At 65.7% G+C, this 17,034-nt stretch carries 11 protein-coding genes; 10 read left to right on the top strand and 1 reads right to left on the bottom strand.

Annotated features, from left to right (window positions below; genetic code table 11):
- The first annotated feature begins 4 nt into the window (after nt 1-4).
- From EN846_RS07660 to EN846_RS07645, 4 genes are all read left to right on the top strand, one after another.
- Nucleotides 5-1,039, top strand: a complete 1,035-nt coding sequence (locus EN846_RS07660) for an extracellular solute-binding protein (protein ID WP_127283889.1) — start codon at nt 5-7, stop codon at nt 1,037-1,039.
- A 66-nt stretch (nt 1,040-1,105) separates the two neighbouring features.
- Nucleotides 1,106-2,302, top strand: a complete 1,197-nt coding sequence (locus EN846_RS07655) for a serine hydrolase (RefSeq protein WP_127391474.1) — start codon at nt 1,106-1,108, stop codon at nt 2,300-2,302.
- Nucleotides 2,303-2,327: 25 nt separating this feature from the next.
- Nucleotides 2,328-3,506, top strand: coding sequence for a serine hydrolase (locus EN846_RS07650; protein WP_127391475.1), 1,179 nt, complete (start codon nt 2,328-2,330; stop codon nt 3,504-3,506).
- 124 nt (nt 3,507-3,630) lie between these two features.
- Nucleotides 3,631-5,949, top strand: a complete 2,319-nt coding sequence (locus EN846_RS07645) for a Tex family protein (RefSeq protein ID WP_128345991.1) — start codon at nt 3,631-3,633, stop codon at nt 5,947-5,949.
- Here the strand turns inward: EN846_RS07645 and EN846_RS07640 are convergent, their stop codons facing one another.
- On the bottom strand, nt 5,950-6,861 hold the full coding sequence (locus EN846_RS07640; RefSeq protein WP_127391477.1) for a LysR family transcriptional regulator: 912 nt from the start codon (nt 6,859-6,861) through the stop codon (nt 5,950-5,952). It lies immediately after the preceding gene.
- A 106-nt stretch (nt 6,862-6,967) separates the two neighbouring features.
- Here EN846_RS07640 and EN846_RS07635 point away from each other — a divergent pair, with 106 nt between their 5' ends.
- The 6 genes from EN846_RS07635 (at nt 6,968) to EN846_RS07610 (ending at nt 17,000) form a co-directional block, all read left to right on the top strand.
- Nucleotides 6,968-8,158: an acyl-CoA dehydrogenase gene (locus EN846_RS07635; RefSeq protein WP_127391478.1), complete on the top strand. Its 1,191-nt coding sequence runs from the start codon at nt 6,968-6,970 to the stop codon at nt 8,156-8,158.
- Between the two features lie 249 nt (nt 8,159-8,407).
- Nucleotides 8,408-11,767 carry a transglutaminase family protein gene (locus EN846_RS07630; RefSeq protein ID WP_127391479.1) on the top strand — a complete coding sequence of 1,120 codons (3,360 nt, stop codon included), beginning with the start codon at nt 8,408-8,410 and terminating at the stop codon, nt 11,765-11,767.
- A 6-nt stretch (nt 11,768-11,773) separates the two neighbouring features.
- The gene (locus EN846_RS07625) at nt 11,774-14,185 is read left to right on the top strand and encodes a circularly permuted type 2 ATP-grasp protein (RefSeq protein WP_127391480.1); all 2,412 of its coding nucleotides are present in this window, start codon (nt 11,774-11,776) and stop codon (nt 14,183-14,185) included.
- A gap of 3 nt (nt 14,186-14,188) precedes the next feature.
- Nucleotides 14,189-15,073, top strand: coding sequence for a transglutaminase family protein (locus EN846_RS07620; RefSeq protein ID WP_127391481.1), 885 nt, complete (start codon nt 14,189-14,191; stop codon nt 15,071-15,073).
- A gap of 92 nt (nt 15,074-15,165) precedes the next feature.
- Nucleotides 15,166-16,131, top strand: a complete 966-nt coding sequence (locus EN846_RS07615) for a glycosyltransferase family 2 protein (RefSeq protein ID WP_348630819.1) — start codon at nt 15,166-15,168, stop codon at nt 16,129-16,131.
- Nucleotides 16,131-17,000: a glycosyltransferase family A protein gene (locus EN846_RS07610; RefSeq protein WP_127286415.1), complete on the top strand. Its 870-nt coding sequence runs from the start codon at nt 16,131-16,133 to the stop codon at nt 16,998-17,000. Before EN846_RS07615 ends, EN846_RS07610 begins: the two co-directional genes overlap by 1 nt.
- Nucleotides 17,001-17,034 lie beyond the last annotated feature (34 nt).

The raw sequence follows: 17,034 nt of genomic DNA, 5'->3' as shown, positions 1-17,034 counted from the left end.
AACCATGAACTGGAAGATCACGGCGACCGCCATCGGGTTGGCGCTGCTCGCGTCGACAGGCGCGGCCTTCGCCGATGGCGAGTTGAACATCTACAATTGGGGCAACTATACCAGCCCCGACGTCATCAAGAAGTTCGAACAGAAATACAACGTCAAGGTGACGATCACCGACTACGATTCGAACGACACGGCGCTGGCCAAGGTGCGCCAGGGCGGCACCGGCTTCGACATCGCGGTGCCCTCGCAGACCTACGTTCCGATCTGGATCAAGGAAGGTCTTCTGCTCGAGACCGATCCTGGAAAGATGGAGAACTTCAAGAATGTGGCACCGGAATGGGCCAATCCCGATTTCGATCCAGGCCGCAAATACACTGTGCCATGGGCCTGGGGCACGATCGGTGTGGTCGTCAACACCGATGCCTACAAGGGGCCGGCCAACACTTGGGGGATCGTCTTCAATACGCCGGACGAATTGAAGGGCAAGGTCAACGTCGTCCCCGAGATGGGCGACGTCATGTTCGCGGCCACCAAATATGTCGGGGGCCAGCAGTGCACGGACGACAAGGCGGTGCTGAAGAAGGTGCGCGACCTGCTCGTTGCCGCCAAGCCCAACTGGATCGCCATGGAATACAACACCATCGAGAAGATGGGCGCCGGCGACTTCAAGGCGACCAGTGACTGGAACGGCTCGGCGCTGCGCCAGCGGCTGGCGAATCCCGCCATCCACTACAACTATCCGAAGGAAGGCTTTGGACTGTGGAGCGACAATGTCGCCGTTCTCAAGGAAGCGAAGAACGTCGAGAACGCCAAGCTGTTCCAGAACTTCATCATGGACCCGGAAAATGCCGCCGGGCTGTCGGCATTCCACCGCTACGCCAATGCCATCACCGGTTCGGACAAATACATGCCGGCCGACATGAAGGACGCGCCCGAAGTGGTCATTCCCGAGGCAGACAAGGCGCATGCCGAACTGCAGGTGATGTGCCCGCCCGAGGTCCAGGAACTCTACACCAAGATCTGGACCGAACTGCAGAAGTAGCCGCATAGCGACGGACCCGGCGGCAGGCGCCGCCGGGTCCGTTTTCATGTCGTCGGGACATTGATCATGGACTCCTACCGCAACTCTGATCCGCGGCCGCCGATCATGCAGGGCTCGCCGCCGAAGCTGGTCCCACCGAAGCTCGATTGGGACAGAGGGCCATGGAACCGCTGGGCATTCCAGAATATCCGTGAGGTCCTGCCGACCGTCGAGGTCTGGCGTGGCAATGGTCATCGCCGCCGTTTCGAGCGCGTCGAGGTCGATCTCGACGACCTGCCGGTGGTGGACAGCACGGGATCTGCGACGACGCTCGCCGGGCTGCTCGACGAGACTTACACGGACGGCTTTCTCGTGCTCAAGGACGGCAAGATAGCCTATGAGCGCTATTTCAACGGTATGGACGAGCGCTCGCTGCATCTGTCGCAGTCGATGGCGAAGTCGGTCACCGGCTCGGTGTTCGGCATCCTCGCCGGGCGCGGCCTGATCGATCCGGCAAAGCCGGTGACCAGCTACCTTCCGGAACTCGGCGAGACCGCCTGGGCAGGCGCCAGCGTGCAGCAGGTGCTCGATATGACGACGGGCGTACGCTTCTCCGAGGAGTACACCAACCCCTATTCGGAGATCGGCCAGGTCGACGTCGCCAGCGGCTGGAAACCGGTGCCGCCTAGCAGCGACCCCGCCTTCCAGTGGCCGGCGCACATGTTCGAGCTGATCCTGCGGCTGAAGGACAAGGTCCGGCCGCATGGCGAGGCGTTCGAATACCGCTCGATCGAGACCGACGTGCTCGCCTTCATCATGGAGCGGGTGACCGGCAAGCGCCTGGCGCAACTGGTTTCCGAGGAACTCTGGCAAAAGCTTGGCGCCGATGAGAGCGCCTGCTTCAGCGTCGACAGCGCCGGCTATGCGCTGGCCGAGGGCGGCTTCAATGCGACGCTGCGCGATTATGGCCGCTTCGGCCAGCTGATCCTCGACAATGGCGGTGGCGTGGTGCCGGCCGACTGGATCGAAGCGACACGCAATGGCAGGCACGGTCCCGGCTTCAATCCCAGCCTGCCGGAAGGTAGCTATCGCAACCAGTTCTGGATCGAGGATCCGCGCTCGCGCGCGCTGATGTGCCGGGGCGTGTTCGGGCAGCTGATCCATATCGGCTGGGACAACCGGATGGTCGTGGTGAAGCTGTCGACCTACCCGGATTTCGCCAACATTGCCTATTCGGTGGCGACGCTGAAGGCCGTGCACGCCATTGCCGCGGCGCTGGGCTGACCCACAACAAGCAGAAGAGATCGTCATGACCGGCAGGACCGCGTTCGAGACACAGTATGGCTTTGCCCGCAATGCGGTGCTGCTCTCCAACTGGCGCGAAAGCCCATTCAATCGCTGGTCGTTCCAGAATGTCGGCGAACTGGTGCCGAGCACGCCCTTCGCGGCGTCGGGCGGCGCAGAGGCGCCGGCGCAGGCGCTTGGCGGGCTGCTCGACGAAAAGGTCGCCCTGGCGGCCGAGCCGGAAACGGTCGCGGCTTTTCTCAAGCGCTCTGACACCGATGCGCTGACGGTCCTGAAGGGCGGCAGGCTGGTCGGCGACTGGTTCGCGCCGCATATGGAGTTCGGCGCGCGCCACATCATCTTCTCGATCAGCAAGTCCTTCACCGCCATCCTTGCCGGCATACTGGAAGGCGAGAGGGTATTCGACCCGGACGCGCCGGTCGTCAGCTATATCCCCGAAGCCGAGGGTTCGGCCTATGGCGATGCGAGCTGCCGGCATGTGCTCGACATGAGCGTCAGCCTCGATTTCGAGGAGGCCTATCTCGATCCCGAAAGCGCGTTTGCCCGCTACCGCCGCGCCACGCTGTGGAATCCGGGTGGCGGGTCCGAAAGCCTCAAGGCGTTCATCCTGACGTTGCAGCGTCTCGGCGAGCCGCACGGGCGCACCTATCGCTACCGCTCGCCCAATTCCGATCTGCTCGGCATGCTGCTGGAGCGGGCGTCCGGACATCGCATCGGCGATCTCCTGCGCGCGAAATTGTGGCAGCCGCTCGGCGCGATGGGCGAGGGTTCGATCGCCGTCGACATGGAAGGCACGGCGCGCACGGCCGGCGGCATTTCGGTGACGCCGCGCGACCTGGCGCGGGTCGGCGAGATGATGCGGCAGGGCGGCATGGCCAATGGCCGCCGCATCGTGCCGGATGCCTGGGTGCGCGACACGGTTTCAACCGGCGGCAGCTTCGAGGCCTGGCAGCGCGGCACGATGGCCTTTCTCTTTCCCAAGGGCCGCTACCGCAACAAATGGTATCAGACCGGCGCCGACAGCGGCGCCTTCTGCGGCATCGGCATCCACGGCCAATGGCTCTACGTCAACCCGAAGGCCGAAGTGGTGATCGCCAAGATGTCGTCGCAGCCGGAGCCGGTCGATGACCGGCTCGATGTCGAGCTGGTCGCCTTCTTCGAGGCGCTGAGCCGCATGGTCTGAGCCGCCTCGGCGGGGCGGTTTCGCAGCCGTTTTTCTGTGGAACCTCGCTACGGGGCCCGAACAGCGCGGTTGGCGAGGACGGCATCCAGGCCTATGGTCGCCGCTCTTTTCGACAGGGACCGGCATGGCATCCGACATCAAACGCATTGCAGCAATCATCGCGGCCGAGATCGGCGCGCGGCCCGAGCAGGCGGCGGCGGCGATCGGCCTCCTGGACGAGGGCGCGACGGTGCCCTTCGTGGCCCGCTACCGCAAGGAGGTCACCGGCGGGCTCGACGACACGCAATTGCGCGATTTGGCCGAGCGGCTCGCCTATCTGCGCGAGCTCGACGCGCGCCGCGAGACGATCCTCGGTTCCATCCGTGAGCAGGGCAAGCTGACCGAGGAATTGGAGGCCAAGATCATTGCTGCCGCCACCAAGGCCGAGCTGGAAGACATCTACCTGCCCTACAAGCCGAAGCGGCGCACCAAGGCGGAGATCGCCAGGGAACGTGGGCTCGGGCCGCTGGCCGAGGCGATCCTTGCCGACCGCGCGGCGGTGCCCGCCGATCTCGCGCTCGCCTACATCACCGAAGAAGTGGCAGACGCAAAGGCCGCGCTCGAGGGCGCGCGCGACATTCTGTCGGAACAGTTCGCCGAGAATGCCGATCTGGTCGGCAAGCTGCGCGCCTATATGAAGGAGCGTGCCTTCCTGCGCGCCAGGGTCGTCGATGGCAAGCAGGAGGCGGGCGCGAAATTCTCCGACTATTTCGACCATGTCGAACGCTGGGCGAACGCACCCAGCCACCGGGCGCTGGCCATGCTGCGCGGTCGCAACGAGGAGGTGCTGTCGCTCGACATCGAGGTCGATGCCGACGATCAATCGCCGGTGAAGCCGGTCGAGCGCATGATTGCCAATGCCTATGCGATCGGCGGCAGCTTGCCGGGCGACCGTTGGCTGATGGAGGTCGCCGGCTGGACCTGGCGCATCAAGCTGTCCTTGCATCTGACGCTCGACCTGATGCGCGACCTGCGCGAGCGGGCGGAGGAGGAGGCGATCCACGTCTTCGCGCGCAACTTGAAGGACCTGCTGCTCGCCGCGCCCGCCGGCTCGCGGCCGACGATGGGGCTCGATCCGGGCATCCGCACCGGCGTCAAGGTGGCGGTGGTCGATGGCACCGGCAAGCTGGTGGCGACGACGACGGTCTATCCGTTCCCGCCCAGGAACGACGTGCGCGGGGCGCAGGCCGAGCTCGCCGCGCTCATCCGCCAGCACAAGGTCGAGCTGATCTCGATCGGCAACGGCACCGGCAGCCGTGAGACCGAGAAACTGGTCGCTGACATGCTGTCGGACCTGCCAGCCGGTTCCGGCCCGAAGCCGCTCAAGGTGATCGTCAGCGAGGCGGGCGCTTCGGTCTATTCGGCCTCGGCGACGGCAGCGGCGGAATTCCCCGGCCTCGACGTGTCACTGCGCGGCGCCGTGTCGATCGCTCGCCGCTTGCAGGATCCGCTTGCCGAACTGGTCAAGATCGAGCCGAAGTCGATCGGCGTCGGCCAGTACCAGCACGATGTCGATCAGTACCGTCTTGGCCGTTCTCTGGAAGCAGTGGTCGAGGATGCTGTCAACGCCGTCGGCGTCGATCTCAACACGGCGTCGGCGCCGCTCTTGGCGCGGGTTTCGGGGCTTGGGCCGTCGCTTGCCGAAGCAATCGTTGCGCATCGCGATGCGACCGGGCCGTTTGCCAGCCGCAAGGACCTGCTCAAAGTGGCGCGGCTCGGACCGCGTGCCTTCGAACAGTCCGCCGGCTTTTTGCGCATTGCCAATGGCGCCGAGCCGCTCGATGCTTCCTCGGTGCATCCCGAAGCCTATGGCGTGGCGAAGAAGATCGTCGCCGCCTGCGGCCGCGACGTGCGCGCGTTGATGGGCGACAGTGCCGCGCTCAAGGCGCTCGATCCGCGTGTCTTCGTCGACGAGCGCTTCGGCCTGCCGACGGTGCGCGACATCCTGGCGGAGCTGGAAAAGCCCGGCCGCGATCCGCGTCCTGGTTTCAAGACGGCGACCTTTGCCGAGGGGGTTGACGACATCAAGGACCTGAAGCCGGGCATGCAGCTCGAAGGCACCGTCACCAATGTCGCTGCTTTCGGCGCCTTCGTCGACATCGGCGTGCATCAGGACGGGCTGGTCCACGTCTCGCAGCTGGCCGACCGCTTCATCAAGGATGCGCATGAGGTGGTGAAGGCGGGCGACGTGGTGAAGGTGCGCGTCGTCGACGTCGACATCAAGCGCAAGCGTATCGGCCTGTCGATGCGCAAGGATGGCGGCGAAGGTGGAGCGGCGCGCAGCGGCCAGCGTGACGATGGCGGCAAGCCGGCGCCGCGCTCGCCAGCACCGCAACGCCAGCCGGAGCGGCCATCTCAGGGTGCGTTCGGCGCGGCGCTCGCCGAGGCGATGAAGCGCAAGTAGTTACCAGGCCAGGAAAGCCGGCTCCTTTTCAACCTGGCCCAGCAGCCAGTCGCGAAAACTGGCAACCGGTGGATGGCCGCGCTTGTCGTGGGGCACGACCAGATAGTAGGCGCTGCGGCTCTGCATCGGCTGGCCGGGGGCCGGCAGCAACTGGCCGCGCTGCAGTTCTCCGGCAATCAGGATTTCCGGCAGCAGCGCCACGCCGAGCCCCGCCATGCAGGCCTGGGCGACTGTGCCGAACTGCTCGAACTGCATGCCCGGCCCAGTCGGTGCGCTGAGACCCTGCTCCTCGAACCATTCGCTCCAGGCGCCAGGACGCGTCGCCATGTGCAGCAGCGGCAGGCGGCTGATATCGGCCGGCGTGGCGACGTCGCGGCTGGCCAGGAATTCGGGCGAAACCACCGGCATCACGGTTTCGCGCATCAGCAGCGTGCAGTCGGCATCCGGCCAGTCGGGCATGCCGTGATGGATTGCGGCATCCAGCCTCTCGCGGGCGAAGTCGAAGCGGCCGATGCGGGTGGCGAAGTTGATGGTGATGTCGGGGTGGCGGGCGACGAAATCCGGGATCAGTGGCATCAGCCAGCGTGTGCCGAAGGTTGGCAGGATTGCCAGGTTCAGCGCGCCGCTATGTCGATTGCTCATCAATCCGAGAGCGGCGTCGCGCAATTGACCAAGTGCTGAGCGCACCGCTTCGGCATAGATATCGCCCGCCGTCGACAGCCGGACATTGCGGCTGTCGCGCTCGAACAGCCGGCGTCCGAACTGCTCTTCCAAGAGGCTGATTTGCCGGCTGACGGCGCCTTGCGTGAGGTCGAGTTCGCGGGCGGCGGCGGTGAACGAGCCTAGCCGCGCCACCGCCTCGAAGGCGGCGAGGGCGGCTGTGGTGGGCAGGAGGCGGCGCTGGACGTTCATAATCCATTACTAACGCTCATTGATCTGTGATGCAATTTTGTTTGATTTTTTCCGTGCGGAGGTCGATAAGCCGGGCAATTCAAGATTTTGCCGGGAGAGTGAGGCCATGGCCGCCGAGAAGAATTCCTTCGTCTGGAACGATCCCTTCCTGATCGAGGGCCAGCTTTCCGAGGATGAGCGCATGGTGCGCGACGGCGCGGCGGCCTTCGCGGCCGACAAGCTCGCGCCGCGCATCGAGGAGGCCTATCTCGACGAGCAGACCGATCCCTCGATCTTCCGTGAGATGGGCGAGGCGGGCCTGCTCGGCATCACCATTCCCGAGGAGTATGGCGGTCTCGGCGCCAATTACGTGACCTACGGCTTGGTGGCGCGCGAGGTGGAGCGCATCGATTCCGGCTACCGCTCGATGATGAGCGTGCAGTCGTCACTGGTGATGTATCCGATCCACGCCTATGGCTCGGAAGAACAGCGCAAGAAGTACCTGCCGAAACTGGCCTCCGGCGAATGGATCGGCTGCTTCGGCCTCACCGAACCGGATGCCGGCTCCGACCCCGGCGGCATGAAGACGCGCGCCGAGAAAACGGCGAACGGCTACAGGCTTTCCGGCTCCAAGATGTGGATCTCCAACGCCCCGATCGCCGATGTCTTCGTCGTCTGGGCGAAATCGGCGGCGCACGACAACCAGATCCGCGGCTTCGTGCTGGAAAAGGGCATGAAGGGCCTGTCGGCGCCGAAGATCGGCGGCAAGCTGTCGCTGCGCGCGTCGATCACCGGCGAGGTGGTGATGGAAGGCGTCGAGGTCGGCGAGGAGGCGCTGCTGCCCAATGTTTCTGGCCTGAAGGGGCCGTTCGGCTGTCTCAACCGGGCGCGCTACGGCATCTCCTGGGGCGCGATGGGCGCGGCCGAGGATTGCTGGCACCGGGCGCGGCAGTACGGCCTCGACCGCAAGCAGTTCGGCAAGCCGCTCGCCGGCACGCAGCTCTTCCAGAAGAAGCTCGCCGACATGCAGACCGAGATCGCGCTCGGCCTGCAGGGCTCATTGCGCGTCGGGCGGCTGATGGACGAGGGCAAGATGGCGCCGGAGATGATCTCGATCGTCAAGCGCAACAATTGCGGCAAGGCCCTCGACATCGCCCGCCAGGCCCGCGACATGCATGGCGGCAACGGCATCCAGATCGGCTACCACGTCATGCGCCATGCGCAGAACCTGGAGACGGTCAATACCTATGAGGGCACGCATGACGTGCATGCGCTGATCCTCGGACGGGCGCAGACAAGCATCCAGGCGTTTTTCTAAGGTGTGTCGATATTCAGGTGATGCCGGCCTGCAAACGCCGATTTCCTGCGCTTCCGGTGCTCGCGTACTTCAAGTACGCTCCGCTCCGGTTCTCGGAAGTCGCCATTTTCGGCTCGGCCTAACCTGAATCTCGACACACCTTAGCCGGCAACGCTGCTTAAATTAGGTGCAGCGCAACATCTCTGCTTGGAGAATGGCCTGCATTTGTGTCAGGGTTCGGCGAATTGAAACGCCGAACTCAGGGGCCCCATGGCAATTCTGGCAGCCGTCCACCACCTGACCCACTACAGATACGACCGTCCGGTGGTTCTCGGGCCCCAGGTCATCCGGCTGCAGCCGGCGCCGCATTCGCGCACCAAGGTGCTCAGCCACTCGCTGAAGGTCGAGCCGAAGAACCATTTCGTCAACCTGCAGCAGGACCCCTACGGCAACTTCCTTGCGCGCTTCGTCTTCCCGGAGCCGGTGACCGAACTCAAGATCGAGGTCGATCTCGTCGCCGACATGACGGTCTACAATCCATTCGATTTCTTCGTCGAGGAATCGGCCGAGACTTTCCCGTTCGAGTATCCGGAAGAGATCAGGGAAGACCTCGCCATCTACCGGACGCCGGAGCCGGCCGGACCGCTGCTCTCGGCTTTCCTGGAGACCATCGACCGCGGCTCCAGGAACACCGTCAATTTCCTCGTCGACATCAATGCGCGGCTGCAGCGCGAGATCGCCTATATCGTGCGCATGGAGACGGGCGTCTTCTCGCCGGAGGAGACGCTCGCCGCCGCCAAGGGGTCGTGCCGGGATTCGAGCTGGCTGCTGGTGCAGATCCTGCGCAATCTCGGCATCGCCGCGCGCTTCGTCTCCGGCTACCTGATCCAGCTCAAGCCCGATCTGGTCTCGCTCGACGGGCCACCCGGCACCGCGGTCGACTTCACCGACCTGCACGCCTGGTGCGAGGTCTATATTCCCGGCGCCGGCTGGATCGGTTTCGATCCGACCTCGGGCCTGCTCACCGGCGAAAGCCACGTGCCGCTCGCCGCCACCCCGCATTTCCGCAATGCCGCGCCGATTTCCGGCATGGCGAGCTTCGCCAATGTCGATTTCGGCTTCGACATGCGGGTCGACCGCATCGCCGAGCATCCGCGCATCACCAAGCCGTTCTCCGACGAAAGCTGGCAGGCGCTCGACGCGCTGGGAAACAAGGTGGACGCGGCGCTGAAGGAAGGCGACGTGCGGCTCACCATGGGCGGCGAGCCGACCTTCGTGTCGATCGACGATTTCGAATCCGCCGAGTGGAACACCGCCGCCGTAGGTCCGACCAAACGCGGCAAGGCGGACGAGTTGATCCGCCGCCTGCGCGAGCGTTTCGCTCCGGGCGGTTTTCTCCATTATGGCCAAGGCAAATGGTATCCGGGCGAGAGCCTGCCGCGCTGGACCTTCTCGCTGTATTGGCGCACCGATGGCCAGCCGGTGTGGAGCGACCCGTCGCTGATCGCGCGCGAAAAGAGCAGCGTCGCGGTGGGTCCCGAACAGGCGGAAAGCCTGCTGACGGCGATCGCCGGCGAGCTCGGCATCGACGAGGCGATGGTCAGCGAGGCCTATGAGGACCCGGCCGAGTGGCTGCTCAAGGAAGGCAAGCTGCCGGACAATGTCGATCCCTCCAATTCCAAGCTCGAGGATCCGGAAGAGCGCAGCCGCATGGCGCGCGTGTTCGAGCGCGGGCTGACCAAGCCGTCGGGTTATGTGCTGCCGGTCCAGCGCTGGAACAGCCAGGCTGCCGGCCAGCGCTGGCGCTCGGAGAAATGGAAGACCAGGCGCGGCCGGCTGTTCCTGGTTCCCGGCGATTCACCGGTCGGCTATCGGTTGCCGCTCGGCACTCTGCCCTATGTGCCGCCGGCGCAATTCCCCTACATTGTCCCGGTCGATCCGTCGCTGCCGCGCGGCCCGCTGCCGGCGCGCGAGGCCATCCTGCCGGGAGCCGCTCCGGCGGAGCTTGAAGGCGCCGACGAAATGGCGCGCCGCCAGCAGGCGGTGTCCTTCACCGCGGTAGCCGGCCAGCAGGACCGTGTCGAGCAGGAGATCACCGAGATCGGCGGTGCGGTGCGCACCGCGCTCACCGTCGAGCCGCGCGACGGCAGGCTTTGCGTGTTCATGCCGCCGGTCGAGGCGCTGGAAGACTATCTCGAACTGGTGGCGGCGGCCGAAAATGCGGCAAAGACCATCGGCCTGCCGGTGCATATCGAGGGCTACGGCCCGCCGCACGATCCGCGCCTTAACGTCATCCGCGTCGCGCCCGATCCCGGCGTCATCGAGGTCAATATCCATCCCGCCGCCAACTGGCAGGAATGCGTCGCGACGACGACGGCGATCTACGAGGAGGCGCGGCAGTCGCGGCTCGGCACCGACAAGTTCATGATCGACGGCCGCCACACAGGCACCGGCGGCGGCAACCATGTCGTGGTCGGCGGCGCCACGCCCAACGACAGTCCGTTCCTGCGCCGGCCGGATCTTTTGAAAAGCCTGGTCCTGCAATGGCAGCGGCACCCGTCGCTGTCCTATCTGTTCTCCGGCCTGTTCATCGGACCGACCAGCCAGGCGCCGCGCTTCGACGAGGCACGCCACGATTCGCTCTATGAGCTCGAGATCGCGATGGCGCAGGTGCCGCATCCGGACAAGGGCGAGGCGCCCTTGCCGTGGCTTGTCGACCGGCTGTTCCGCAACCTGCTCACCGACGTGACCGGCAACACCCACCGTTCGGAAATCTGCATCGACAAATTGTTCTCGCCCGACGGCCCCACCGGCCGGCTCGGCCTGGTCGAGTTCCGCGGCTTCGAGATGCCGCCCAATGCGCGCATGAGCCTGGCGCAGCAATTGCTCGTGCGCGCCATCATCGCCCGTGCATGGAAGAACCCGCTCGACGGCCGCTTCGTGCGCTGGGGCACCTCGCTGCATGACCGCTTCATGCTGCCGCACCATGTCTGGGCGGATTTCCTCGACGTGCTGGAGGACCTCAAGCTCAACGGCTTCGAATTCCGTCCCGAATGGTTCGCCGCGCAGCTCGAATTCCGTTTCCCTTATTGCGGCGAGGTCGAGCATGCGGGGGTCAAGCTGGAACTCAGGCAGGCGCTGGAGCCGTGGCATGTGATGGGCGAGCAGGGCGCGATCGGCGGCACCGTGCGCTTCGTCGATTCCTCCGTCGAGCGGCTGCAGGTGAAGACCGAGGGCCTCAATCCGGAGCGTCACGCCATCGTCTGCAACGGTCGCGTCGTGCCGATGAAGGTGACGGACAACCGCGAGGTCGCGGTCGCGGGCGTGCGCTTCAAGGCCTGGCAGCCGGCTTCCGGCCTGCATCCGGCGCTGCCGGTCAACACACCTCTGGTCTTCGACATCTACGACCGCTGGTCGGGCCGGGCGGTGGGCGGCTGCGTCTACCATGTCGCCCATCCCGGCGGGCGCAACTACGACACCTTTCCGGTCAATGGCAACGAGGCGGAGGCGCGGCGGCTTGCCCGCTTCGAGCCGCGCGGCCATACACCGTCCGGCTATGTGCTGCACAATGAAGAAGCCTCTGAAGATTTCCCGATGACCCTTGACCTCAGGCGGCCCCCGAGACTCTGATCGGCGATGGCGAAGGGGAATCAGAAGAAGATAGGCGGCAAGCCGCTGACGCACAGTCTGCTGGAGCACTACCAGCCGATCGACGGTGTCGTCGACGAGATGGTCGACGCCTCGGGCAATCCGCGCCCGGCCTGGCGCGCCTTCCTCGAGGCGCTGGAGGATCTCGGTCCTGAAAAGCTGGCCCGGCGCTTTGCCCGCGCCGACCAGTATCTGCGCGACGCCGGCGTCTACTACCGGGTCTACGACAAGGCCGGCGCCAATGAGCGCGAATGGCCGCTGGCGCATGTCCCGCTGCTGATCGAGGAACAGGAATGGGCGGCGATCAGCGCCGGCCTCGTGCAGCGAGCCGACCTGTTCGAGGAGACGCTGGCCGACATTTACGGACCGAACCGGCTGATCGAGAAGGGCATCCTGCCGGCCGGCCTGATCGCCGCCAGCCCAGAATATTTGCGGCCCGTCGTCGGCACGAAACCGGCCAGCGGCCATTTCCTCCACATGCTCGCCTTCGAGCTCGGCCGCGGGCCCGACGGCCGCTGGTGGGTGCTGGGCGACCGCACGCAGGCGCCGTCAGGCGCAGGCTTCGCCCTGGAGAACCGCGTCGCCACCACGCGCGCGCTGTCCGACATCTATGGCGAAATGCATGTGCATCGGCTGGCCGGCTTCTTCCGCCGCTTCCGCGACGCGCTGATCGGCATGGCCAACGACACTGGCGGCCGCGTCGCCATCCTGACGCCGGGGCCGCTCAACGAGACCTATTACGAGCACGCCTATATCGCGCGCTATCTCGGCATCATGCTGCTCGAAGGCGAGGACCTGACCGTCTCGGGCGGCAAGCTGATGGTGCGCACCGTTTCGGGGCTGAAGCCTGTCGGCGTGCTGTGGCGGCGGCTGGATGCCGCCTTCGCCGATCCGCTGGAGCTGAGGCCGGATTCGCAGATCGGCACGCCCGGCCTGGTCGAGGCTATCCGCCGGGGCACGGTCTCGGCCGTCAATGCGCTCGGCTCGGGGCTGATGGAAACGCGGGCGCTGCTTTCCTTCTTGCCGAGGATCTCGCGGGAATTGCGGGGCGAGGAATTGCTGTTGCCGAGCGTCGCCACCTGGTGGTGCGGGCAGGACAGCGAGCGCGAGCACGTGCTTGCCAACCTCGACCGCATGGTTGTCGGTCCGGCGCTGTCGACACGGCTTGCCTTCGAGGACGACGATGCGACCAGGCTCGGCTCGACGCTGTCCGATGCCGAACGGGCCGAACTGGTGGCGCGGATCAAGGACGGCGGCGGCGACTTCGTCGGCCAGGAAGCGGTGACGCTTTCGACCACGCCCGTCTATATCGGTGGCTGGCTGGAGCCGCGGCCGGCAAGCCTGCGCGTCTATCTGGCGCGCACGCCGGATGGCTGGACGGTGATGCCCGGCGGTTTTGCACGGGTCGGCTTCTCGCAAGACGCGACGGCCATCGCCATGCAGCGCGGCGGCCAAGCGGCGGATGTGTGGGTGGTCAGCGACCGGCCGGTGGAGCGCGAGACGCTGCTGCCGCAGGAGCACGACAGCTTCACCCGCTCGATGCCTGGCAGCCTGCCCAGCCGCGCCGCGGAGAACCTGACTTGGCTCGGCCGCTACATCGAGCGCTCGGAAGACACGGCGCGGGTGCTGCGCGCCTATCATGTGCGGCTGGCGGAGACCTCCGACCCCGAAACGCCGCTGCTCGCCGACATCAGGGACTATCTCGAACCGTTCGGCATCGACGTCGAAACGGCGATCCCGCTCGGGCTGATCAGCACGCTGGACAGCGCCGTCTATAGCGCCGGGCAGATCCGCGACCGTTTCTCGCCCGACGGCTGGCTGGCGCTGAAGGATCTGTCGAAGACCATCCATCAATTCGCCAAAACCGTCGCGCCGGGCGACGACGCGACGCGGGCGATGACGGTGATCCTGCGCAAGCTTGCCGGGTTCTCCGGCCTGCTGCATGAGAACATGTACCGCTTCACCGGCTGGCGCTTCCTCGAAATCGGCCGGCGGCTCGAGCGCGGCATCCAGATCGCCCGCATGCTCGCCCGGCTGACCAGGAAAGGCGCGCCGGACGGCGCGCTCGACATGATGCTGGAGATCGGCGACAGCGTCATGACCCATCGCCGGCAATATCCGGTGCAGGCCGGGCGGCGCACGGTGATCGATCTGCTGGCGCTCGACCCGCTCAACCCGCGCTCGATCCTGTTCCAGCTCGAACGATTGAAGGCGGAGATCGGCATGCTGCCTTCCGTTGGCGCCGAAGGACATATGTCGCCGGCGGCTAAGGAAATCCTGCAGCTCAACACGGCGATCGCCGTCATGGAGCCGTCGGACATGACGGCGCAAGTCATCGACGATCTCGCCAACGAGATCGGCGGCCTCTACAACAGCCTCGCCAAGGCCTATTTCGGATAGGGCATGCTCTACGACATCAGGCTTCATCTGAGCTACGACTATGACGCCGCGGCCGGTGGCGGCCGGCATCAGGTGCGCGTGCTGCCGCCGACGATCGCGGGCGTGCAGCGGGTGGTCGCCGCCTCGCTGTCCTTCACGCCAGCGCCGGGCGAGCGCTCTGATTTCACCGACTTCTTCGGCAACAACGTCACTTCGTTAGCCTTTCGCGACGCCCATGACGCGCTCGACATCAGGATGAGCGCGCGCGTGTCGGTTTCGCGCCCCGAGCCCGGGCTCGACGTTTCGCCCAACCTGCAGCGGCTGCGGGAGGAACTCGGCAGCGTGCGGTCGCTGGCGCCGGATTCGCCGCATCACTTCCTCGCCGCCAGCGATCATGCCGGCATCGATGCCGCGATCACCGCCTATGCGAAAGACAGCGTCGCAGGGTCGACGGTCGCCACGGTCATGGATCTGTGCAACCGCATCCAGCGCGACTTCACCTATGACGGCAAGGCAACCACCGTGCAGACCCGCGCCAGCGACGCTTTCGGCCTGAAACGCGGCGTCTGCCAGGATTTCTCGCACATCATGATCGCCGGCCTGCGCGGCCTCGGCATTCCCGCCGGCTATGTCAGCGGCTTCCTGCGCACCATACCGCCGAAGGGCAAGCCCCGGCTCGAGGGCGCCGATGCCATGCATGCCTGGGTCAAGGCGTGGTGCGGGCGCGACGCCGGCTGGCAGGAATTCGACCCGACGAACGGCATGCGGGCGAGCAATGACCACATCACCGTCGGCTACGGGCGCGACTATTCCGACGTGGCGCCGATCGTCGGCGTCCTGAAAACAACGGGCGGCCAGGCGGCCGAGCAAGCGGTCGACGTCATCCCGGTCATGCTCGAGAAGGTTTGAGATGCAAGCCTTTCCGGGGTTCCCGGGGCGTAAAGACTGCTTCTCAAATCCGGACGCTGCCGTTATCTTGCGCTTCGGGGCGGTAGGGCCGGATGCGCAACATGCACCGGCGGAGTTTCCATTTGAGAGCGGTCAGCGTCATCATTCCGGCACACAATGCGGCGGCGACCATAGCGAGGACGCTGGCATCGCTGCGTCCAGAGGCTGACGTCATCGGTGAAGTGCTGCTGGTCGATGATTCTTCGTCGGACGACACAGCAAGCGTTGCCGAGCATGCCGCTTCGCGGTGCGCGTTGCCGTTGCGCGTGATCCAGTCCAATTGCAGGGACGCGGGCGGAGCCCGCAATCTCGCTTTGGCGCAGGCGAACTACCCCTGGATCTACATGATCGATGCCGACGATCTGCATCTGGACGGCGGGCTGCGGTCATTGCTTTCCCGGACCGATATGCAGACGAGGGCCGATATGGTGGTCGGCGCCTTTCGCAGACGAACCGACGGCGTCGACCGGCAGATCAAGTTGCCTGTAGGTTATACGGCCGCCAGCACCGCCAATGCCTCGGCCTATATCCAGGGGCATGTACGCTCGATTGCCGTCGGAAGCGCGCTGGTGTCCCGGCGCGCGATCGATGAGACGCGATTCCCGACCGGGCTCGCCTATGACGAGGACACGTTGTTCTGGGCCAAGGTGCTCAGCACCGCCCGGCTTGCCGTCATCACGCAACCCGTCATGACCTATTTCGTTTCGGCGGAACGCTCCGACGATCGCTTCACCGTCAAGCCGGCGAAGCGCTTCCTCGAATGGCGGCAGGCGTTGCACGGGCTCGCCGATTGCGGGATCGCGAAGTCGGCGCTGAAGGTCAGGGAAGGCCTCGTCGCCCTGAAGATTGCGCGTGTCCACTATGCGCGCGGTGATCTGGATACGGCGGCCCGGTTCCTGGCCGTGGCCAGGGCGGCGCCGAAGGTGCCGTCGGACACCTGGCGTTGCATGCGCTACCAGTTCAAGCTTGCGGCGCGGCGCCGCTTTTCCGTGCCGCGCATCCAGTTGCAAAGCGCTTGATGGCCGGGAGACCGGAACTCGCAGTCGTGGTGATTGGTTTGCGGGCGCCCGCCGAACTGGTCGCCGCGGTGCGGTCGGTGCTCGATCAGAACATCCCGCTCGAGATCGTCATCGTGAATTCGGGCGGTGGCAATGCCCAGGCACTTGTCGACAATGCCGGTCTCAACGTGAGGGTCGTCGAGGTCGAGCAGCGACTGTTTGCCGGCGGCGCGCGAAATCTAGGCATCGCGGCGACGCAGGCCCCGTTCGTCGCCTTCCTCGCCGGTGATTGTCTGGCCTGCCCGCGCTGGGCTGAAGTGCGCCTGCACCATCACCGGCAAGGGGCCGCGACCGTGGCAAGCGCCATCCTCAACAGCCATCCGCGCAATCTGGTGGCGTGCGCGGCGCACCTCGTGACGTACATGCGGCGTTTGCCCGGCCTCCCCGCCGAGAAGGCACTGCGCTACGGCGTCTCCTTCGACCGAAAGCTGTTCGATCTGTACGGGCTGTTCGACGAGCGCATGGCGTTGGGGGAAGACACCGATTTCATGGCCAGGCTGCCCGAGGCGATGCAGCCGGTCTGGGATCCGCAGGTCCTCACCATCCATCGCAACGAGACAAGCCTGTTCCGCCTGCTTGCCGACCAGTACCGCCGCGGCCGCCGCCTTGGCGGCTATTTGAGGACCGTCGAAGGCGAGAAGCCCCTGAGGCCATTTCGAAGGATTTTCCGGGACCGCCGCAACGTGAGCAAGCTGGCCAAGGAAGGGCTGTCCGGAAGGGACAGGACTTTTGCGATGCTTTCGCTGCCAATCGTGTGGCTGGCGCTGTTCGCCAAATCGCTGGGGTCTGCCATCGGCGCCAGATATGGCGAGAAGGGCCGGCGCCAATGATCACGGTCGAGATAAGGCCGCCACGCCGACGGCG

This window comes from Mesorhizobium sp. M4B.F.Ca.ET.203.01.1.1 (assembly GCF_004791025.1).
GTDB classification, from domain to species: domain Bacteria; phylum Pseudomonadota; class Alphaproteobacteria; order Rhizobiales; family Rhizobiaceae; genus Mesorhizobium; species Mesorhizobium abyssinicae.
This window is presented reverse-complemented; position numbering and strand designations above follow the sequence as displayed.